The following is a 21,026-nucleotide window of genomic DNA, read 5'->3' as shown; positions in this document are numbered from 1 at the left end:
TAATTGATCAAAGGCTTCTGAATTAATTCAGAAGCCTTTTTTGCAGCTATCGACCGTATTATAACAAGTTTTTTAATTGTGTAACTGAGCTCCACAGCCGTAATAGGGATTGTATGCCCTGATATTATTAAACAAGGCATGTTATCACTTGGTGTTGTAGCCAATCTACGCAAATCGAAATTTACTTTGCAAACCTCAAACCTCAAACCTAAAACCTAAACTTAAAGGTTGTTAGTCTACTTTCAGGTGACATCCTTACTTACTACTTATACTCGCAGATATTTAGTGATATCAACCTCGTCAATTTGTTCGCTTCTCATGTATTTATTGGCATAGGTTAAATAAATACCAGAAGTTAAAAATAGCTCGAATAAATCAATATCGATATGTTGATCAAGGGCGAATTTATGCAAAATATTAATTGATACACTTAAGGGCTTTGCTTTTTTATAGGGCCTATCAGCCGCAGTTAAAGCTTCAAAAATATCAGCAATCACTAATACTCGTTCAGGGACAGTTAATTCCTCAGCAGTTAACTGTCTTGGATAACCCGTGCCAATAAGTGTTTCATGGTGTGTTGAAGCAAATCGAGGAACATTAGCAAGCTCAGGAGGAAAGGGCAGTTGCTCTAACATTTTGATCGTACCTATAATGTGCTCATTGATAATATATCGGTCTTCTGCTGTTAATGTGCCACGAGAAACAGATAAGTTATATAACTCACCCAAATTAGCCTGATGTTCAGGAGCAGACATCTTTATAGCAAGTTTTTCATCGAAATCGACAGGATTATCTCGTTTAATAATATGTTCTGCTTTGTCTGTTAATAACTGTTCAGTTACAGGAAGAATTTTTGATTGCACATCCGTTTGTTGTTGGTCACCTTGCTGTTCGTTTTGTTTAGCTAAATGTAACTCTTCTACTGGAGATAAACCTAAGGTATCGTCAAAGTGACGTTGCCAAGTTTGCTGAGCAATGAGATGTAATTGCTCAACTTTATCTTCAGCCATAAACTCACCACCGACATTAGCATTGGCTACAAAAGCAAAGTCTTGTGTTAATTGTCGCTGTTGCTCTGTGAGTAATTGACCTAATTTTTTTTGTTGTTCAGGTTTTTCTATTAAAGCCTGATAATAATTCACTTCAGCATCTCGCCATAACACTTCAAAGCGCATTCTTACTTCGTGAATACGGTTATAGATGCTTTCAAGTTTACTGCCTTTATCAACGATATGTTCAGGAGTAATAATTTTCCCGCAATCGTGTAACCAGGCAGAAATTTTAAATTCACGGTATTCATCATTGGACTTGAATGAGAAATCTTTAAAGGTACTATTATCTTTAACAACTTCATTCACTAACATTAAGCCTAATTCAGGCACTCTATTGCAGTGACCGCCAGTATAAGCCGATTTATCATCGATAGTTTGTGCGATAAGCTGTATAAAAGAGTCCATCAACTCTTGCTGCTTTAGCTCATGGTCTTTAATCGCAACAGACATTTCAACTAATGAAGAGGCAAGGTCATCAATTTCTTTAATATTACTTTTAACTAAATCGACTTCCTCATACTTTCGGTTTTTAATTTTCTCATTTTCTAAGGCAAGTAACTTAATAGGCTTCACTATTGGGCTGGAAAAAATCCAGCTCACCGGCAGCACGAGCAATAAACAAATTGTTGTGATGATAATTGACAACTTTACCTTTGCAGCACTGGGGGCCCAAATAGTTTCACGCGGTACTATTATGGCTAAAAACTCTGTTTCGCTGAGATTAATAGGTGTTAAGTAGATAAAACTCTCGATATCATTTATCACTAATGGTACGAGTTTCCCATGAAGCGGGGCATTATCAGCTAACGCAATTAACTCCACATAGGGGACTACTCCTTGTTTGGTGTTTTTTTTATTTTGAGTAAACCATTTAGCTTTAAGTGAATTTTTTTGTTTTTCCGAAATATTATCTATAGCTAGATTAATAATGGCCATTAACTCGGTTTGTGACTCATGCAGCATGAAATGTAATGAGTTTTTTAAATCTGCTGGATAAAAGTTTATATCGGAGTGATATTGAATGTTTTTAATAAAAAACTGCTGTTGAGTGTAACGAAAAATAACTTCGTTATCAAAGCCGGCAAAAACCTCCCCTTGTGCCACAGCTGTTAACATAGCTTTACTTGAAGGGTATTCAATAATATTAATTGTGGGAAAATGTTGTTTAAGGGTCTTTGTGTTTGACCAACCTTGAGTAATTGCTAAATCTTTCCCCTGTAACTGGCTTAATTTGCTTATTTTATCTACATTTTTCTGGGTTATAATTGTAAATGGTAAGTTGATAAATGTTTTAGAAAAGATTCCTCTTTGATTGTTTTCTTCTGTTTTGAATACCGGTTGAAGTAGATCAAGGCTCTTGCTTTCAAACTCTTTAACTAACTCAAGCCAAGTAAAACCATTGGTATATTCAAATGTTAAGCCAGTCATCTGAGAAACTAAAGAAAGCATTTCAATGCTATAACCTCTTGGTTGCCCTGAGACTGAAAAATCCATAGGGGCCCAATCAGTCTCATTAGATACTTTTAGCGGGGGGGTGTTTGCAATCAGTTGCTTCTGTTTATCGGACAGTGCTATTTTATTGACTTTTATATCAGCAGTCTTAGTTATATTGCCTTGGTTACTTGAAATTATCTCCCCTGACTTTTGAAATAAATAGACTTCTTTATCTCTATTACCGTGCTGTGCAGCTCCTTGATTCGTTAAATATTGATCAACAGAAGATAATGCAATATCTACTGCAAGGACAGCATCAGAGCCAGGGATTTTAGCTGAATAGGTTTGCCCCGGGGCTTGCAAATTTTGGAACATATAGGGGGCAGTTTTATACACCTCTCCCATTTTAGCGTTTAAATACCATAGCCGAACACTCGCGTCATAATCACTGTATTCTTCACGGGCTATTCGTACAGTAAAGTCTTCATTAAGATAACTAAAGACTCGTTTCCTATTACTTGCTTCGCCATTAACTTCAATGATAAGCCAGCGGTCGGAAACTGAAGCATCGACTTGTGCACGAATTAGTGGACTAGCGTCTAAATTGATTAATTCATAGAGATCACCATTTCCAAAACCTATATATACTGCATAAAAGTCACTACTAGACTTTAGCACTTCTGAAAAAACAGGCCCGACAGAATTACTTACCTTATTACCTTCAACAAGGTCTCCAAATTTAGCAAACATGCGAGTAATATTTTTAGCTCTTTGATCAAGTGATTGTAAATGCTCTTGTGTTTTTTGACTCGATAATGAAAATAGTTGGCTAGCGGATTCTGTCGCCATATTTTTGCTGAAGTGATATTGCAAACTGATAGCAATAACGGCAGTAACAACCGTAGCTAAAATGAAAATACTCACCACGGTAAATCGAATAGTGTGCTGTGCTAGCTTTGGTATAAATTTCAAGATGCTATGTCCCTACAACAAAATTATATTTAATAATAACAGCTTAACTTATAATCAATTTTTTTTTATAGTTAATAATAGTTATTTATTTTTTTCATTTTTACAACTAAATGAGATTAGTTATTGCTTGTTGATAAGCAATGCGGATAATAGCGGCTTATTTTCATTGATAGTAAGGCCTTGCTTGCCAATATGCGCTTAGATAAATTTATTTGTAAAAGTACTGAACTCACCCGAACCGAAGCTAAAAAAGTGCTTAAAAGTGGTGAGGTACGTGTTAATAATGAAGTTGCTAAAAATGCGGCAATGCAAGTACATGAAAACAATATTATTACTATCGATGGTCAACAACTTAGTGCACGTGGCTCTCGCTATTATATTTTACATAAGGTAGTAGACACCATTTGTTCAAATGTTGATGAAGTCTACCCGTCAGTATTACATTCTCTTGAGGTAGATAAAGCTTTCGATTTACACATCGCGGGCCGATTAGATGCTGATACCACTGGTTTGGTATTGATCACCGATGATGGTCGCTGGTCGCATAACGTTATTTCGCCGAAAAAGCAGTGCCAAAAAACATACCGTGTATGGCTACGCAGTGAAATTGATGATGATAAGTTATCAGCTTTAGTTGCTAGGTTTGACAGTGGACTTCAGCTTCAAGGTGAAGACTCGCTTACTCGACCTGCAATATTAACGCGGGTAGAAAAAGAGAACTTGGTTGATGAAGCTTCTTATCGAAGTGAAGTACTACTTACTATTACCGAAGGTAAATATCATCAAGTTAAACGTATGTTTGCAGCGGTAGGTAATAGGGTAGTGGGTTTACACAGAGAACAGATAGGAGACATAACCTTGGGTGATTTAGCACCAGGAGAATGGCGTGACTTAACTGAAGATGAAATCGCTCAGTTTTCATAGTCTTTGGGTTTTATAGCTATGATACTTCAAGACACTGAGTCCTGCATCTTGAGGTGACGAAGAGTATATATTACAGCAGATCGCATCATAAAGTGTAGTGGCTCAAACTCGAACTGACAGTCGAAAAAGGCACATTGCGGTCGTTCACGTATTTGCATTGGCATGACTTCAAAAGTGCGAATTGCAGACACTAGGGACTGTTATGCTAACGTCGGCCTCTACTAATAAAGCGGACTTAAGCATTTATGATTACCTTATAACTTCTTCTCATTAAAAATCAGTCATTGATGTGTTATTTTAATTACGAACTTTTGTTGCAATAGCTACTAAGGTAGAGGCTAATCTGACCTGCCCACTACACTAAGCTTTGTTTCATCTTTAGCCAAAATTAATACTGAGTAGCTAGCGAGACTTCGATATATTTTAACGTAAATACATTTCAATCTAGCGATCCCTTTAACCTAACAATTATTAAATATATAATTGAATCAATACGTTTTTTAACATCGGTTACACACGAAAAGTAGATAACATTTTCAGTCATAAGGGTAATAATGAAATCTAAAACCAAGTCATCAAGCGAATTAGATGCAAATGAATTTGAAGAGGTTCTGACGCTTTTTTTTAATGCGCTTCCTGATCCTATTTTTGTTATTGATCAAACTGGCTTTGTTATAAAACAGCTTGGCGGGAATGCTAATGAAATATATCCTTTTCTTTATCCTTTTAAGGATAAATTAGAGGGTAATAACTTATCGACGCTATTGCCTAGTCATCTGTTCAGCACTTTCATGGATACCATAAATAAAACGATTAATGATGATAGTTTGACATGTGTTGACTTCGAGATTGCCAATGAAGGTAATATATTAGGTATTAAAAATCAGTGGTATCAAGGCAGAGTATTCCCACTAAAACAAAGAAGAGATGATGTTAGGGTAGTTTTATGGATAGCAATAAATATTACAGAGCAGAAGTTACTTGAATTAGAACTTAAAAATCTAGCAGAAAAAGACGGATTAACAGGTTCATATAATAGACGTTACTTTACAGAAGTGATTCAACGCTCTTTTTTACTTTATCTTCGAGATAAACTCCCTTTTTGCATACTAATGCTAGATATAGACTTTTTCAAAGCGGTAAACGATAACTTCGGTCATGATGGTGGTGATAAATTATTAATAGCGCTAACTGATGTATTTAAAGACTCCATACGAGATATTGATTTACTGGCTAGATATGGCGGTGAAGAGTTTATTGTATTATTACCCAATACCACGACCCAAAAAGCGATGGTTGTTGCTGAAAGAATTAGAGTAGCAACTCAGCAGTGCAATATACTTCACGATGAAAAAAGTATTACCGTAACGGTAAGTATTGGTGTTAGTGAGATTACAGTAAATGACACTTCATTTGAGAACGTGACCAAACGAGCAGATATTGCGCTGTATACGGCAAAGACAAGTGGACGTAATAAAGTCTGTATTGAATAGGTTTTGTGCAAGTCACTGCGAATTAAGTAATAGGACTCTTTATAATATATTTGTGTGGTAGCTTTTATATTACCTCACTCTTTAGGGGGGGGAGTCCAATTATCTGTAACGTGTCCTTGTTGATTTTCTTATGTTTCAATGTTATTTGGTGAGTGCCAAACTCGCATTAATGGAGGATAAGACACTACTAATTTAATATTTATTTTTTAAGTACCAGAATTAACTGGATTTCAAAGTGTAAGCGGGATTATTGTTCCACTTTAATTAAAAAATTAAGCTTCCTTGTTAATTTTATTAATCCAGTAGTAAGCGAAAGCACCGTTGCCTACTAGCGTAACCATTGAAGTTACGGCTTCAAACACTGTAATTGGGTCAATAGTAACCGCTAATTTCAGTATCAAGTATATTTCTAACATATATATTCCTTGTTCCGAGAGCTAGCATAGCCACTCAGTACAAGCTGTGATTACCTGTTAAGATTATTCCTCTGTTCGTGGGTAATTGAATTCCAGCAACCTAAATTCTGGGACGAAAAAATTAGTGAACACCTATTTATGAGGTGCGAAGAAGCATATCGCTTTGCTAAGCGCCTAAAACAGCTGGCTATAATATCGAGGAACGATCTCAGCTAGCTGTTTGTGCCTGTTTAAGAAACTTATAGTGAGCTTTTAATCACGCATAAATGATTCTTTAGAATGGGCATCTGATGATGCTTGACCTTCGCAACTTTCACAGTATTTACCATCATTCTGATAATACTCAACAAGATCTTGATCATCTAAAGTGGCTGGGCACTCACGTGGAACCTCTTCACATTCATGATTATAACCAGAGCATTGAACATCTTCGATTAGGGGTCTAATACAATTATCAAAATGATATTTTTGTGGGGGAGTTAAGCTATCGTAACCGTTGTTTGCTGCAAATAAGGCTATACCTGTTACGGTACTTTCATTTGCATTATTGTCTCTTGCTGATTGTTCTAATATCTCAGGGTTATTCGTATTTATTTCTTTTAGTGCATCTAAGTTCATTTTAAACTCCTTGTAAAGTTTGATGGTATATCAGGAAGACTTGCCCACTAACGCCAATCTAACCAGCGGTGTACTGGAGCAGTTTTTACGTATATTTTGCGAAAAATTCGACAGTGTCACTGTCTGGTTTAGGTTTTTTTATGCGCTGTTTGAACCAACATACAACTCTCTGTTATACGAAGCTGTATCAAATTTCTTAATATTTTGAATAATATCAAGCGTCGATTTACTTATTGGTTCTTTTTGCTTTGCAATACAATTTACGAAATAAACTATCCGACACCAAGCTTTAAAATGTTCATTCGTCAATTCTGAGGCAACTGGTAAAAGGTTATCTAAAGTACTTGCCTCTCGAACGCAATGCTCTTGAATCGACAATATTTCTTTCTTTGAAAGTTTATTATTGCTGATATACTCACGAAGTGTGTCTAACTCTTCCATATTCTTATCGTGATCAATACCAAAAAAACGACCAACTCGTAACTCTTTTGGGAGGGTTTTAAAGTTATGTTTCAAAAAGAAAATCAAATACTCACGAAGTCTTCGCTCTAGTGAGATTAATTTTTTTTTCTTACTCTTCTCTTGCCATCGATCAAAAATCCATAATATAACAAGAAGTTCGAGACAGACGCCTGTTATCTCAGGGGTTAAGTTTCCGACAAAGTAACTATTTTTGTCTCCGAAAAAACCAATTGCTAAAAATAAAAACAATAAAATAACTAATATTACACTAAATTTTTTTTGATCTATTTTATGGAACCATTTCATACTACGAAGTCTGCCTCTATTGTGTATAACGAGGCTGTAGAATTTATCATTGATGAAAAACAGCCATTAAATTTTCGATTTATTTGCGTTAAAAACGCGTTTCTACGTAAATATTGAGGCGTATATCAGGCTATTTCTTCAATAAATTACTCAGTACTGCATAGTTTTTGATTATAAAATTTAAACTTTATAAATTATACAGTTAACTGTATTTTTCCGTTTGAAGTACTTGTAAGCTAACTTTTACCACACCATCGAATCTAACGCTTTTTTGGTTCTAACTGAAAAATCGCCTTTTACAATGTACCCTTCAAGTAAATAGGAGGCCATTAATAAGAGACATGATAGGAAAAAAACAACAGCGATTGGTTCCAGTTTAACTAAACTGTTAAAATATCCAGCCTGTAGTATTTTAAATAATGAAAAAACTACAGGCGATAAAAAACCAATAGCTATAATTGGCTTTAAAATATGTCCTGCACAACCAGTAGCTTTAATAACAGTAAATAAGGCTAATGTAGATAATGGGCTGAAGCTCCAAAGACTACTAAGATGCTTTCCTTTATCTTTTGGGTATACTGCAATATGCAACTCTTTTACTTTTTCAATGTAAACTTGTGTACCTAAAAGACTAAGAGTTCTACATACGAAACAAAAAACGCCAATTACAAACATGATAACCAGAGCCATTGAAGACTGAATATTTAGCCCGTTTATCTCAATGCTATTATTGGTTAAGGCTACGAGTGAAGCTAAAGAAAAGAATAAAAATGCCGATATCGAAAACTTCTCAATTCGTGACTCTAAAACCCGTAAGGACGTGATTGCTTCTTTTAATGAAAACTCTTCAACTGTTAAATCTGGCATACAACCTCTTTTAGTTGCGAACTAAAAACATAGGTAAATACTAAAAAAAAGGCCGTACTTTACGTGTTAGCCCTTTAGGGTTAATTAGGATTTAGTATTAAAAAAGAACAGGAAAAATATCTTCATTGACTAACGCTCGCTACTTTATTTGTTATATCAGTAATATATAAGTGCCAGTCCCTTATTTCATTTTTTATGGCACCAATAGTTGGGATAACGCTGGCAGCATAGAAGCGAAAATAGTTAAATGAGATGCAGCAACACTTATAAAATTATTGTATTTTTCTGCAAATCCTTCTGTTTTAACGGATTCTTCCATTTCTACAATAGACTGAGTAATTGCCTCACGTTCACTAATATCTTTTACATTATCTAAAACCGCTCTTAATTCTTGAAAAACTTCTGGGAAAGAATCAGTTTTGATATTAATCGAATTATCAATTGAGTTGACAAGCACCTTGTTGTTATCTCCAGTAGTAACTACGTTGTTCACAATTTTTTTCTCCGGTATTGATAAATTATATCTATTTGCAAATATTGCTAATTGCCAATGAAGGTGTTCTAGAATTCCTTTAGGCAGTCCAGCATAATCTTGCTTCCAGCTATCACTATGAGAAAGAGGTATTACAACTGCGAAATCTCGATTCGTAAGTTGAAACTTTTTTATCAAATAATTACAATAAATTTCACAATTAGTAGTTGTTAAACTAAAAGTCGGCAGATCATGAAAGCTAACTTTGTCAATACTTAACCCTACACAAGGATCTCCTTGGATTTTATCTCTAATGACTAAAATCACATGTTCATCGGTTAAATGTGCAGTGCCGTCATAGCTACGTAACGTTGGCCATACTTGTAAGCTGTCAGGATAAGTATCTTTAACTATTGATTCCATCACGTGAACTATGAACATTAAGGCATTCATAGAATACGTATCTTTTTTATTGTGGTACATAATTCATCCTAATAATTAAAATCCTATATGTTAAACCTGAATTTTGATTTAAAAAAATCGTGGTAGAGCGATCCATTACTGAGCCATCACCACATAGAGCCGGACGTGCAGAACTACCACCTCCGGCTTCCAGTTATATAATCGCGGGCTGATGAGAATAAGAACAGGTTAAAATCTTCGTTGACTAACGTTCGTTACTTGATGATATATCAGTAATATATTAGTGCCAGTCCCTTATTTATTAGACGCAATTATAAAGAGTGTGATCTTATTAATATGTCCGCTATAGGACACAGCGGTATATTATTTTGATAAACTTAGTAAATTCAAAATTAGAGCATTAACATTTTGAAATTTTTACATTTATTTTTAGTTTGAAAGGTTAATTAAGTGATTGAAAAAAAATATATTGATGGCATTCGTTGGGCTAGTTCATTATCAGATGAATTCAAAGGTAAATTGGCAACTATTGCTCAACATAAAATAATTGTTCCAACAGACCATGTTAGTCTTCAAAAATTATCATCATCAGGTGTTAGCTATATTATTAAGGGGACAGCGGTTGTAACGATGCAGACACCCAGTTTAAAGACAATAAACAGTATGGTGTTTGGCCCTGGAGATTGGTTTGGTGATTATCAGTCACAGAAAGACAGTATCCTCTCTTTCAAATTCTCATTGGTGGGAACAATCGATATTATTACTTTTGATAATGAGAAGCTCCAACACTTAATCCATGAAGATATGGAAACATTCCGTTGGCTTTATTATATTTCATACGAGTCGAAACCTAAATGGTTACAGTCACAACTACTCAGTTCTGAAAAAAAGGAAGTAAAAATTGTCTATTTATTATTAGAGCTAGCTGTACATCAATTGAGAAACAGTGCTGCAAATACTAATTTATTCATATCACAGCAGGCGTTAAGTGAAATGATAGGCATATCCAGACAGCGGGTTAATGAAGTTTTGATCAATTTACAATTAATGCACTATATTTCTTTGGAACGAAACTGCATTAACTTGCTAAACCTAAAAGGCTTAGGTTATTTATTAAATGAGGTAGATTTGAGTATTCGAGATCCTAGAATACTGCTTTTGGATGTCTAGATTTATTATTTACAATTTATCCTCTACGTGAAATGTTCAACTAATTTGGTGTTGCTTCACCTTTATAGCTGATGTCGCAGGAGTGCACGTAAGTTCAGCTGGGCGAGGTGTGTAAATATAGATACACGAATCATAACGACTCTTCATTTACGCTCTGAAAATTCAGAAAGAATAAGTCACAAGGTAATTCTTGAGCTAGCGTCCGCTTTAAGATTGTTAGCAACCCTTTTGGCATTAAGGTCTTGTGTCTTCTTTGGTGGCATTAGTTAGCGTTAAGAGGTGAAATACCAACGGCAGTTTAGATCTTAAAACTGCCTGCCAGATATAATGTAAACCTAATATTTATAATAGTTAGCTCTAGTCTGAGCTAATACACATAAAGTTACTCATTTCATGCTAAACAAAATGTCTACTTTTTATTTAGCTCGTTAAATTTAGCCATCTGTTCATCTGTTGCTGGCAATTGATGTTTTTCTTTCCATTCACTGTAAGGCATACCGTATACCTGCTCACGCGCAGTATCTATATCAACGTCTACACCTAACTTTTCGGCTTCACTCACTGTCCATTTACTAAAACAATTGCGGCAAAAACCAGCTAAATTCATTAACTCAATATTTTGTACGTCTTTACGTGAGTCCAAGTGTGCTAGTAAACGACGAAATACTGCTGCTTGAATTTCTATTTCTTTATCCATTTTATTAACCTTTACAGTGATTTTTTGTTGATAATAAGTTCGAGTTTTGTATTTTTCAGAGTAAGTATTGTTACTTTATTTTTTCGACTGGCTAACCGCTTCATCAGCAGGTTTTGTCGGATCAAAACGTCTAATTTGTACTACCATGCCGATGTGTGGATGGTCAAAATAATGAATCTCTCCGGTGATCACTCGGCGATCTTGTTTAAAGGAAATTACTTTATTTCGATTTGATGTTTTATTCTGTTTCGCAGTTAGTGTCGATGAGTTATTAGATGAGTCAATAATATTTAATTCGGTATCGATATACAGATAATGATCTAAGTGCACCTTAAAAAGCCCATCTATTGACCAAGGTTGTAACGGTGGTGTGGTTTGTTCTTGATTTTCTGTTGCGCTATTTGCACTTAATGGTCCATTTTTTACCGTTATATCAGATGACAGCTCAGCAACAATACTTTTGATATTCTCTTCGTTATTAACGGATTCATTGGTGTTATCTACATTTGTGCTGCTAGAGTTACTTTTTTGATTGTCCACTAACGACAGTTGTTGAAATATAGTATCAAGCTGTTGCTGTTTTGCTTGCTGGCGTAATTCTTCTGCTATTGACAACTCATTGAACGATTCAGAACTCTCTATAGCATTGTTTGTAACACTATCAGGTGTAATGGTAGATGTTGCGTTTGTAGTTACTTGTGCAGTTTCATTGCCAACTAAATTAATTTGACTACGAATCAGCTCTTCAGCTTGTTTTCTTTGTTCTAAAATAACTTGTATCTCAAGTGCCTGTTGCTCAGATTCTTGTTTAGCCATTGCTTGTTGGTAGCGCAAATCTAAATGTTCACCAGCATAAAGCTTCATGGCTTTTGATTTTCTTTTACTTTCACCAATTTGTCGCCAGCCTAGATGCAATAACGGTGCGTAATTACGTGATCGTTTGATGCGGTTAGCAATAGATTTCAAACGCAGAGAATCTTGACCAATTAAGTAAGGAGTATCGCTTGCCCAGGTAATTTCACCATTGTCATCATCGCGCCATTGTTCAAGCCCATTGATTGTGTTTGTTAGTTTATCTATGGGGAAGCCATCGATATTAAAGCTTTCAAGTTGCTCTGAAGTTAAGTGCTGTTGGAAAAATTCATCAGGGATCACACATAACGGCATTTGGCGATTAATCGGATATTGGTTATAAACCGGTACATCAACCGCGACATATTGTGGTTGCTCGCCTTGCTCCGTTATATTATGTTCGGCTATAGCTTCAGTTGTTTCATTGATAACTTCTGGAAGAACAGTTACAGACATCTTGGCTGAAGACTTTACATCTTCATTATCATCAAGTTGAGCCTTATTGATCTTTTGACCGCTTTTGCTTTCTGATAGAAGAGCTGCTTCTTCAGTATCAGTACTCTCAGGCCAAAGGTTGTATGGCTTAATGGTTATGTCATACGGTAATTTTGTTTGTTGCTGCTCACAAATTGGCAGTAATTTTTTTAATGAGGCTATATCCGGTTGTAAATAAGGTGCTAATAAGTCAATAGCTTTTCTTTTTTTAGCCGCTAGATCACTAGGGGAAAATTGCTCGGTATTTTTTGAGTTATTTGTAATTTGCTTAAAAATAATAACTTCAATTTCAAACCAACGAGCTTCCTCAACTGCTGAGACATTAGCGCTGTCGGTTGCCAAAGCAATACAACTTGTTAATAAGCATAATGAGGTTAATGCAGGGGTAAGAATTGAATGGTATTTCATTAAAAATCCGTATGTTAAGACAAAAGTATATCAGTTGAGCTAACTCAATTTTATTTTTACATTAAAACTGTTTAGAGGCTTGAGCAAAGTAAGTTTAGCGAAAACGTTACTTGCTCAAGTTTACCATTATACCCGTTACCACTCAAAGCACGCTAAAAACATGCATCTTGTTTGGTAACGAGAATATAGGTCATTATTTTGCTAAGTCATTTAAGATATTAGAAATTAAGGTAAAGCGTTTTTGAGTATCATCGTTGGCTTTTACAAACTTCAACTTACTCGCTCCAGCCATGCTATACACTGCTGGATTTTTTTGAATTAAGCCAATAATTAGCATAGGGTCAACGCTAGTGTCATTACTAAATTCAATGGAGCCGCCAGTAGCACTTGCCTCAATTCGTGAAATACCAATAGTCTGTGCTTTAAGACGTAGCTTAGCAATTTGAACTAAGTTTTTACTTGGTTGAGGTAGTAAACCAAAACGGTCAATGAGCTCAACTTGAATATCATCTAACTCATTTTTGTTTTTACAGCTGGCAATACGTTTATATAAACTTAAGCGTAAGCTAACGTCAAAAATGTAATCATCAGGTAGCAGCGCCGGTACACGTAACTCTATCTCAGTCTGCGTAGACATTACTTGGTCTAATGATAGTTGTTTACCTTCTTTTAGTGCTGCAACAGCTTGATCGAGCATTTCCATATACAAACTAAAGCCAACTTGGCACATTGAGCCACTTTGGTCTTCACCTAATAACTCACCCGCGCCACGAATTTCCAGATCGTGGGTCGCTAAAGTAAAACCTGCGCCTAAATCTTCCAATGAGGCGATAGCTTCTAATCGTTTTTTAGCATCTTTAGTGATACGTTTTTCATGTGGCGTTAATAGATAAGCATAAGCTTGATGATGCGAACGACCTACTCGGCCACGCAGTTGGTGTAATTGTGCCAAACCAAGATGGTCTGCTCTGTCCATTATGATCGTATTGGCACTGGGTACATCGATACCCGTTTCAATGATCGTAGTACAAACAATGACATTAAATCGTTGATGATAAAAATCACTCATGATGCGTTCAAGCTCACGCTCACGCATTTGTCCATGGGCGGTAACGACACGCGCCTCAGGTACTAATTTTTGAATGTCTGCGGCTGTTTTATCAATAGTATCTACATGGTTATGTAAGTAATAGACCTGACCACCACGTAAGGTTTCACGTAAAATAGCTTCTCTGATCAAGGCTTCATCGTGTTCGCGAACAAAGGTTTTTACCGCTAAGCGTTTTGCAGGCGGAGTGGCAATAATAGATAAATCACGCATACCGCCCATGGCCATATTTAAGGTACGTGGAATAGGGGTTGCCGTTAGCGTTAAAATATCAACGTTACTGCGTAGTTGTTTGATTTTTTCTTTTTGTTTAACACCAAACCGGTGTTCTTCATCAACAACAAGCAAGCCTAAGTCTTTATATTTTATGCTGTTTTGCAGTAACTTATGGGTGCCGATGAGGATATCAACTTGGCCAGATTCAACTCTAGCGATGACTTCTTTTTGTTCTTTAGGTGTTTTAAATCGTGATAATACTTCAGTGACTACCGGCCAGTTGGCAAATCTATCTCTAAAGTTTTCATAATGTTGTTGAGCCAGTAATGTTGTGGGGACAAGTATTGCGACTTGTTTGCCATCATTTACCGCCACAAAAGCAGCACGCATAGCGACTTCAGTTTTACCAAAACCAACATCACCACAAACAAGTCTGTCCATGGTTTTAGGTGATAACATGTCGCTTACTACGGCATTAATTGCTTGTTTTTGGTCGAAGGTTTCTTCAAAGCCAAAACTGTCACTAAATGCTTGGTAGTCTTGTTTATCACGTTTGAAACTATAACCATGATTACTGGCACGTTTTGCGTAAATATCGAGTAATTCGGCGGCAACGTCACGAACTTTTTCTGCTGCTTTTTGCTTCGCTTTACTCCAGGTATCATTGCCTAATTTATGCAGAGGGGCATGATCACTATCAGCGCCAGAATATCGACCTATTAAGTGTAAAGAGCTTACTGGTACATAAAGTTTGGCTTCGTTCGCATAACTAAGCACTAGGAATTCGGTAACTATGCCGCCATTTTCAATCGTTTGCAGACCTAAATATCGTCCAATACCATGTTCTATGTGAACAACTGGTTGGCCAATGGTTAACTCAGCAAGGTTTTTAAATAAGGCATCAGCTTGTAAATCTTGCGCTTTGGTACGTCGTCTGGCTTGAGATACATGATCACCCAATAACTCGGCTTCAGTAACCAGTGCAATCGCATTTTTCTGGCTATTACCTTTCGCTTGAAAAGCAAATCCTTGAGTTAAGCTATTTACGGTAATACCAATGGTATCCGTTGCATTGATAAAGTCATCGATGTTATCAAACTGAGCAGGTTTAATGTTGTCACGTTCGAGCAACTCAAGCACACTTTCTCGGCGACCTTGGCTTTGCGCGATAAAAAGTACTTTGTTGGGGGTTTCTTTGCTGAGGATGAATTTATTGATTAATTCGAACGGCTGCTTCAATTTATGGTTGATGGTTAAATCAGGTAGCGGTTTAACATCAAAACATATTTCACTGCTTTTGCTTTTTACCTCTACACTTTCATCAATATTCTCTGTGATAAGAACATCTTCACCAGTTTGATTGATATCACTTTGCGTTTGGCTCTGCTCTGTTGAGGTTTGCTTGGCAATGGTGATACGATCAAACGGCTTTAACGCGCCATAAAGCGTATCAGCGGTTAAAAATAGCTGTTCTGGCGGTAATAAAGGCCGAGTAGGGTCGTAACGTCTATTTTCATAACGATACTCTATATCAAGCCAGTATTGCGTTAAAGAGTGTTCAATATCACCGCTAATAACGACCAGAGTATTATCAGTTAAATAATCACAAAGAGTATTGCTAAGTATTACACCTTCTTTTTCACTGTCCTGTTTGTTATCAAAAAACAGGGGCAGGTAATACTCGATACCAGGCGGTAAAATACCATTACTGACTTGGTGATAAACAGACTCTTTATGAATATTGCCCTGAAATTGTTCACGAAATTGACTACGAAATAAGTTGATACCTGCTTCATCTATGGGAAATTCGTGCGCGGGCAGTAAATTAATTTCCTCAATCTTCTCTTTTGAACGCTGACTCTCAGTATCAAAGAGTCTAATTTCATCAATTTCATCATCAAAGAAATCTAAACGAAATGGCTTATTACTTCCCATAGGGAAAAGATCTAAAATAGCGCCTCGAGCAGAAAACTCTCCATGTTCTAATACTTGATCAACATTACGATAGCCACTTGCTTCTAAGGCTTGTCGCATTTGATGTAAATCTCTCTTATCACCTTGTTTTATTATTAAGCTGTTTGCTTCAATGTATTGTTTAGGAGCAAGCTTTTGTACTAGGGTGGTTACCGGCACAATAATAATGCCAGAGTCCATACGTGATAATTGGTACAAGGTAGCAAGGCGCTGAGAGATAATATCTTGGTGAGGTGAAAAATTATCGTACGGTAATGTTTCCCAATCAGGAAACAAGCAGATATTAGCCTTATTTTGGCTATCACTCTTAGCTAAACTGAGTAACTCTTGCTCAATTTTAAGTGCCTGGGGAGTATTACTGGTGATCAATAATATAGGCGTTTTCGCTGTTTTCGCTGCTTGATAAAGGGCAAAACTGCTGCTGCTGCCATGTAAATTATGCCAACTCTTCTTATCGGGATTTTTGCCACGGCGCTTGGCCAATACCGGCGTTAACAGGCTGCTTGCTTTGCTCATGATTTCCTTACACTAATGATACCAGTCGTATTAATTAACTGACCAACTTAGAGCTACATTAGCGAGCTTAGAACAAATAAAATGGGTTAAACATAGTCATTCTATATTTTATTCATTTTGTGATGTTATCAGTTTGCTAATGAGCTCCCGAAGGGCGAGTTTAAAAAGGCTTACATGCGGCGTTATCGATCTTGACAAGGGAATAACCATTCTCTTCAATCAATGCCTTGCCTCTAAGCCTTTTAATTCTCGCTAAGTGATCACTTATTTAATCTGATTGGTATGACAGACAATAATAATAATGACAGCTATTCTAATTAAGCTATGAGCAAAGCGCTAGTAGATACGTATTTTTGTTTTGTTTGTTGGAAAATAGTTGAATTTAGGGTTAAATACTAGGTAGTTAACCTGAACTCTGTTTATTGGATAGTTAAAGTATTAAACCAAGTTCAGGTTTGTTAACAAAATTCAATTTATTTAGGGATATTTTTCATGGTTAAAACCACTGAGAGTAAATTAAAACGTTTATTTTTTATCGTTAGTTTAACGATTGTTTTGTCTGCTTGTCAGGCTATGCCATTGAACCAATCGCAAGCTATAGTGCATGATGAATATGTGAATTCGGGCGACTTATTACCCATTGAAACTATTACCACTATTGACGGTGAAGAACTGGATTTACAGCAATTAGGAAAACGTAAATTGGTTATTTTGTTTGCCACTTGGTGTCATGATTCTAATCGTTTACTTAAAGCGTTAAATAGTTCACCTTTACTCGAAATGGAAGATATTGAAGTCATTGCTATTGCTCGAGAAGAAGATATTGAGACGGTTACGGCTTGGCGTGATAAGCGTGGTATTAAGGTCGCATTAGCGGTTGATAATGACCGTAGTATATATAGACGCTTTGCTTCGGGTGGTATTCCTCGTTTGATCACCATTGGTGAAAATAATAAAATTATCAAAATGAACTTGGCCGAAGGTGAGCAGCAACTGGCTAAGATCGTTTGGAAATAAAATAGTCTAACAATAACTTAGCATAAGATAATCATTATTAGCTTGTAACGAACCAGCCAATAATAATTTGAATGTTTAAAGTGTATTTTGACAAAAGCGAGTTATCGATCTAAACCTAGTAATGACTGTTCAGTTGCTACTAGGTTTTTTATTAGACGCTATTCAGTTGCTTTTTTAATGGATAACTTTACAAGGAATTAAAGATGAATATTCAGCCAAAACACCTCAACAAAACCCTTTCAGCCTTAACTTTAGGCATTATTTTACTTGTTAACTCTTCATTCGGTCTTGCTAAAGAGACCAATGTTACTCAGGCTGCACAAGGACAAAGTGCGCAATCAGTAAAACAGCAAGTTGTTAACTTGAATAAATCAACATTTGAACAGTTGGTCACATTAAAGGGCGTCGGGCATACTAAAGCTCAAGCCATTATTGTTTATCGCCAACAAGTTGGTGCCTTCAAATCGGTCAATGAGCTAACTAATGTTAGTGGTATTGGTGAAAAGATTGTTAGTGAAAATAAGGCGAGGTTAAGTATTTAGGCTTGGTATAAGCTCAGATCCATTATTTAAAAGTCAGCGTTATGCTGACTTTTTTTTAATTTTGCATTTTTTAGTATAATCTTTCATAAAATGTAGCGGTAATATCACAATAATTATATTAGCTTTAGGGCTCTATATTACTTTTGGTTATATCGAATACGTTTCTTATATGGAAAATATATCTATTTATGGCATTATAAGCTTATTAATTTTTCATAAAGTTTGTATTAGCAATGAATTTAACCCATTTAAAAACACTTGAAGCTGAATCTATCCATATTTTTCGTGAGGTAGCGGCTGAATTTGATAATCCCGTGATGTTGTATTCTGTCGGCAAAGACTCGGCTGTATTACTACATTTAGCTCGCAAAGCCTTCGCTCCAGGTAAAATACCTTTTCCGTTATTGCATGTTGATACGGATTGGAAATTTAAAGAGATGATTGCTTTTCGTGATCAAATGGCTAAAGACTACGATTTTGAGTTGCTAGTACATAAAAATCCAGAAGGCATTGAAATGGGCATTGGTCCATTTACTCACGGTAGTGCTACGCATACTGATGTGATGAAAACTCAAGGCTTAAAACAAGCGTTAAACAAATACGGTTTTGATGCTGCTTTTGGTGGCGCACGTCGTGATGAAGAAAAATCACGTGCGAAAGAGCGTGTTTATTCATTCCGTGATGAAAACCATCGTTGGGATCCAAAAAGTCAACGTCCAGAATTGTGGAATATCTATAACGGTAAAGTAAATAAAGGCGAAAGCATTCGTGTTTTCCCTTTATCAAACTGGACTGAACTTGATATTTGGCAGTACATCTACTTAGAAAGTATTCCAATTGTGCCGCTTTATTTAGCTGAAAAACGTCCTGTTGTTGAGCGTGATGGAACGTTGATCATGGTTGATGATGATCGTATGCCCATTGGTGACGATGAAGAAATACAAATGAAGAGTGTACGCTTTAGAACCTTAGGCTGTTATCCATTAACGGGCGCGGTTGAGTCAACGGCGAATACCTTACCTGAAATTATTCAAGAAATGCTATTAACGAAAACCTCTGAACGTCAAGGGCGCGTGATAGATCACGATAGCGCTGGTTCGATGGAAAAGAAAAAGATGGAAGGCTACTTCTAAGCCCCAACTTTACTTTATAGCATTTTATTGATGAAAATTTTTGCAAGGAAAACCTTATGAGTCACCAGTCAGAGTTAATTGAAGACGATATTCAAGCTTATTTAAAGCAACATGAAAACAAAGAACTAGTACGTTTTTTAACGTGCGGTAGCGTAGATGATGGCAAAAGTACCTTAATTGGTCGTTTATTGCATGACTCAAAAATGATTTTTGAAGATCAGCTTGCTGCGATTGAAAAAGATTCCAAAAAATCAGGTACAACAGGTGAAGCAATCGATTTAGCACTGCTTGTTGATGGTTTACAGTCTGAACGTGAGCAAGGCATCACTATTGATGTTGCTTATCGTTACTTCTCAACCGATAAGCGTAAGTTTATTATCGCCGACACTCCAGGCCATGAACAATATACCCGTAACATGGCTACTGGTGCTTCAACCTGTGATATTGCAATTATCCTGATTGATGCGCGTTATGGCGTGCAAACACAAACGCGTCGTCACTCGTTTATTTGTTCGTTATTAGGTATTAAGAACATTGTTGTTGCGGTAAACAAAATGGATTTGGTTGATTACTCGCAAGAGCGCTACCAAGAAATCAAAAAAGAATACCGTGAATTTGCCGAATCGTTAACGTTTAGTGATGTGCGTTTTGTACCTCTGTCAGCGCTTAATGGCGATAACGTGGTAGACGAAAGCGTAAACATGCCTTGGTATCCAGGGGCTACGTTAATGAAGCTGCTTAATACTATTGACGTGAAGAAACAAGAAGAATTCACCCAACTGCGTTTCCAAGTGCAATATGTTAACCGACCTAATCTCGATTTCCGTGGTTTTGCCGGCACTATTGCTTCAGGTCATGTACTCGTTGGCGATACCATTGTTGCGTTGCCATCAGGCAAAGAAAGTGTGGTAAAAGAAATCGTCACTTATGATGGTAATTTAGAACGTGCTGATAAAGGTATGGCGGTAACGCTAACCCTTGAAGATGAAATTGATATCAGTCGCGGCGAAATTATTGTTAAAAAAGGCTGTTTACCTGTATCAGCCAAAGAGTTCAGTGCAACCGTAGTATGGATGCATGAGAATGAACTTGAGCCGGGTCGTGAGTACTTTATCAAACACGGTAGCAAAATGACCACAGGTCATGCGCAAAGCATTGTTAGCAAGTATGACGTTAACACCATGGAAAGTTTACCTAGCTCACAGCTAGCGGTTAACGATATCGGTATCGTTAACTTTGTTGCTGGCGAAACCTTACATTTTGACGCTTATGAAGATAATCAAGGCACGGGCGCTTTCATTATCATCGACAGATTAAGTAATGTTACCGTTGGTGCGGGCATGATAAATCATGCTATCGATGAGAAAACACATGAGTACTCAGCGTTTGAATTAGAGTTGAATGCATTAGTTCGCAAGCAGTTCCCACACTGGGGTGCTCGCGACATTACGAAGTAGCG

16 protein-coding genes are annotated in these 21,026 nt (G+C 36.5%); 7 read left to right on the top strand and 9 right to left on the bottom strand.

What is annotated here, in order from left to right:
- Positions 1-266 precede the first annotated feature (266 nt).
- A complete protein-coding gene (locus tag ESZ36_RS01250; protein ID WP_342779705.1) occupies positions 267-3,458 on the bottom strand; it encodes an HD domain-containing phosphohydrolase in 3,192 nt (1,063 codons plus the stop codon).
- A gap of 192 nt (positions 3,459-3,650) precedes the next feature.
- Between ESZ36_RS01250 and ESZ36_RS01245 the strand changes: the two genes are divergently transcribed.
- Together ESZ36_RS01245 and ESZ36_RS01240 are read left to right on the top strand one after the other, a co-directional pair.
- The gene (locus tag ESZ36_RS01245; protein ID WP_146782415.1) at positions 3,651-4,382 is read left to right on the top strand and encodes a pseudouridine synthase; all 732 of its coding nucleotides are present in this window, start codon (positions 3,651-3,653) and stop codon (positions 4,380-4,382) included.
- Positions 4,383-4,936: 554 nt separating this feature from the next.
- Complete coding sequence (locus tag ESZ36_RS01240; protein WP_146782413.1) at positions 4,937-5,875, top strand: sensor domain-containing diguanylate cyclase; 939 nt, start codon at positions 4,937-4,939, stop codon at positions 5,873-5,875.
- A gap of 272 nt (positions 5,876-6,147) precedes the next feature.
- Here the strand turns inward: ESZ36_RS01240 and ESZ36_RS22470 are convergent, their stop codons facing one another.
- From ESZ36_RS22470 to ESZ36_RS01220, 5 genes are all read right to left on the bottom strand, one after another.
- Positions 6,148-6,291, bottom strand: a complete 144-nt coding sequence (locus ESZ36_RS22470; protein ID WP_170235750.1) for a hypothetical protein — start codon at positions 6,289-6,291, stop codon at positions 6,148-6,150.
- A gap of 252 nt (positions 6,292-6,543) precedes the next feature.
- Complete coding sequence (locus ESZ36_RS01235; protein ID WP_146782410.1) at positions 6,544-6,909, bottom strand: hypothetical protein; 366 nt, start codon at positions 6,907-6,909, stop codon at positions 6,544-6,546.
- A 138-nt stretch (positions 6,910-7,047) separates the two neighbouring features.
- Entirely contained in the window at positions 7,048-7,677 is a 630-nt protein-coding gene (locus ESZ36_RS01230) for a hypothetical protein (protein ID WP_146782407.1), read from the bottom strand.
- A 243-nt stretch (positions 7,678-7,920) separates the two neighbouring features.
- Complete coding sequence (locus ESZ36_RS01225; protein ID WP_146782404.1) at positions 7,921-8,544, bottom strand: hypothetical protein; 624 nt, start codon at positions 8,542-8,544, stop codon at positions 7,921-7,923.
- Between the two features lie 193 nt (positions 8,545-8,737).
- Entirely contained in the window at positions 8,738-9,499 is a 762-nt protein-coding gene (locus ESZ36_RS01220) for a hypothetical protein (RefSeq protein ID WP_146782402.1), read from the bottom strand.
- A 390-nt stretch (positions 9,500-9,889) separates the two neighbouring features.
- On the opposite strand from ESZ36_RS01220, the gene ESZ36_RS01215 reads away from it, so the two are divergent.
- Entirely contained in the window at positions 9,890-10,609 is a 720-nt protein-coding gene (locus tag ESZ36_RS01215; RefSeq protein WP_146782399.1) for a Crp/Fnr family transcriptional regulator, read from the top strand.
- 409 nt (positions 10,610-11,018) lie between these two features.
- Here ESZ36_RS01215 and ESZ36_RS01210 read toward each other — a convergent pair whose 3' ends face one another.
- From ESZ36_RS01210 to mfd, 3 genes are all read right to left on the bottom strand, one after another.
- Complete coding sequence (locus tag ESZ36_RS01210; RefSeq protein WP_146782395.1) at positions 11,019-11,306, bottom strand: DUF1244 domain-containing protein; 288 nt, start codon at positions 11,304-11,306, stop codon at positions 11,019-11,021.
- A 75-nt stretch (positions 11,307-11,381) separates the two neighbouring features.
- Positions 11,382-13,061 (bottom strand): CsiV family protein, encoded by a 1,680-nt coding sequence (locus ESZ36_RS01205; protein ID WP_146782392.1) that lies wholly within the window; start codon positions 13,059-13,061, stop codon positions 11,382-11,384.
- A 193-nt stretch (positions 13,062-13,254) separates the two neighbouring features.
- On the bottom strand, positions 13,255-16,875 hold the full coding sequence (gene mfd, locus ESZ36_RS01200; protein ID WP_146782389.1) for a transcription-repair coupling factor: 3,621 nt from the start codon (positions 16,873-16,875) through the stop codon (positions 13,255-13,257).
- Positions 16,876-17,367: 492 nt separating this feature from the next.
- Between mfd and ESZ36_RS01195 the strand changes: the two genes are divergently transcribed.
- The 4 genes from ESZ36_RS01195 (at position 17,368) to cysN (ending at position 21,024) form a co-directional block, all read left to right on the top strand.
- A complete protein-coding gene (locus tag ESZ36_RS01195; RefSeq protein WP_146782386.1) occupies positions 17,368-17,892 on the top strand; it encodes a TlpA family protein disulfide reductase in 525 nt (174 codons plus the stop codon).
- Between the two features lie 203 nt (positions 17,893-18,095).
- Positions 18,096-18,434 carry a ComEA family DNA-binding protein gene (locus ESZ36_RS01190; RefSeq protein ID WP_146782383.1) on the top strand — a complete coding sequence of 113 codons (339 nt, stop codon included), beginning with the start codon at positions 18,096-18,098 and terminating at the stop codon, positions 18,432-18,434.
- 233 nt (positions 18,435-18,667) lie between these two features.
- On the top strand, positions 18,668-19,567 hold the full coding sequence (cysD, locus tag ESZ36_RS01185; protein WP_146782380.1) for a sulfate adenylyltransferase subunit CysD: 900 nt from the start codon (positions 18,668-18,670) through the stop codon (positions 19,565-19,567).
- Between the two features lie 56 nt (positions 19,568-19,623).
- Positions 19,624-21,024: a sulfate adenylyltransferase subunit CysN gene (cysN, locus tag ESZ36_RS01180; RefSeq protein ID WP_146782377.1), complete on the top strand. Its 1,401-nt coding sequence runs from the start codon at positions 19,624-19,626 to the stop codon at positions 21,022-21,024.
- Positions 21,025-21,026 lie beyond the last annotated feature (2 nt).

It is taken from the genome of Colwellia demingiae, from assembly GCF_007954275.1.
GTDB lineage: Bacteria > Pseudomonadota > Gammaproteobacteria > Enterobacterales > Alteromonadaceae > Colwellia > Colwellia demingiae.
Note: the sequence above shows the minus strand (reverse complement) of the source record. Positions and strands in the feature narration are given on the sequence as shown.

Excerpts from the sequence above, each read along its gene's own strand:
- ESZ36_RS01210 (WP_146782395.1), bottom strand. The coding sequence starts at position 11,306 with ATGGATAAAGAAATAGAAATTCAAGCAGCAGTATTTCGTCGTTTACTA.
- ESZ36_RS01220 (WP_146782402.1), bottom strand. The coding sequence starts at position 9,499 with ATGTACCACAATAAAAAAGATACGTATTCTATGAATGCCTTAATGTTC.
- ESZ36_RS01245 (WP_146782415.1), top strand. The coding sequence starts at position 3,651 with ATGCGCTTAGATAAATTTATTTGTAAAAGTACTGAACTCACCCGAACC.
- ESZ36_RS01225 (WP_146782404.1), bottom strand. The coding sequence starts at position 8,544 with ATGCCAGATTTAACAGTTGAAGAGTTTTCATTAAAAGAAGCAATCACG.
- ESZ36_RS01195 (WP_146782386.1), top strand. The coding sequence starts at position 17,368 with ATGGTTAAAACCACTGAGAGTAAATTAAAACGTTTATTTTTTATCGTT.
- ESZ36_RS22470 (WP_170235750.1), bottom strand. The coding sequence starts at position 6,291 with ATGTTAGAAATATACTTGATACTGAAATTAGCGGTTACTATTGACCCA.
- ESZ36_RS01230 (WP_146782407.1), bottom strand. The coding sequence starts at position 7,677 with ATGAAATGGTTCCATAAAATAGATCAAAAAAAATTTAGTGTAATATTA.
- ESZ36_RS01190 (WP_146782383.1), top strand. The coding sequence starts at position 18,096 with ATGAATATTCAGCCAAAACACCTCAACAAAACCCTTTCAGCCTTAACT.
- ESZ36_RS01205 (WP_146782392.1), bottom strand. The coding sequence starts at position 13,061 with ATGAAATACCATTCAATTCTTACCCCTGCATTAACCTCATTATGCTTA.
- ESZ36_RS01240 (WP_146782413.1), top strand. The coding sequence starts at position 4,937 with ATGAAATCTAAAACCAAGTCATCAAGCGAATTAGATGCAAATGAATTT.
- mfd (WP_146782389.1), bottom strand. The coding sequence starts at position 16,875 with ATGAGCAAAGCAAGCAGCCTGTTAACGCCGGTATTGGCCAAGCGCCGT.
- cysD (WP_146782380.1), top strand. The coding sequence starts at position 18,668 with ATGAATTTAACCCATTTAAAAACACTTGAAGCTGAATCTATCCATATT.
- ESZ36_RS01235 (WP_146782410.1), bottom strand. The coding sequence starts at position 6,909 with ATGAACTTAGATGCACTAAAAGAAATAAATACGAATAACCCTGAGATA.
- cysN (WP_146782377.1), top strand. The coding sequence starts at position 19,624 with ATGAGTCACCAGTCAGAGTTAATTGAAGACGATATTCAAGCTTATTTA.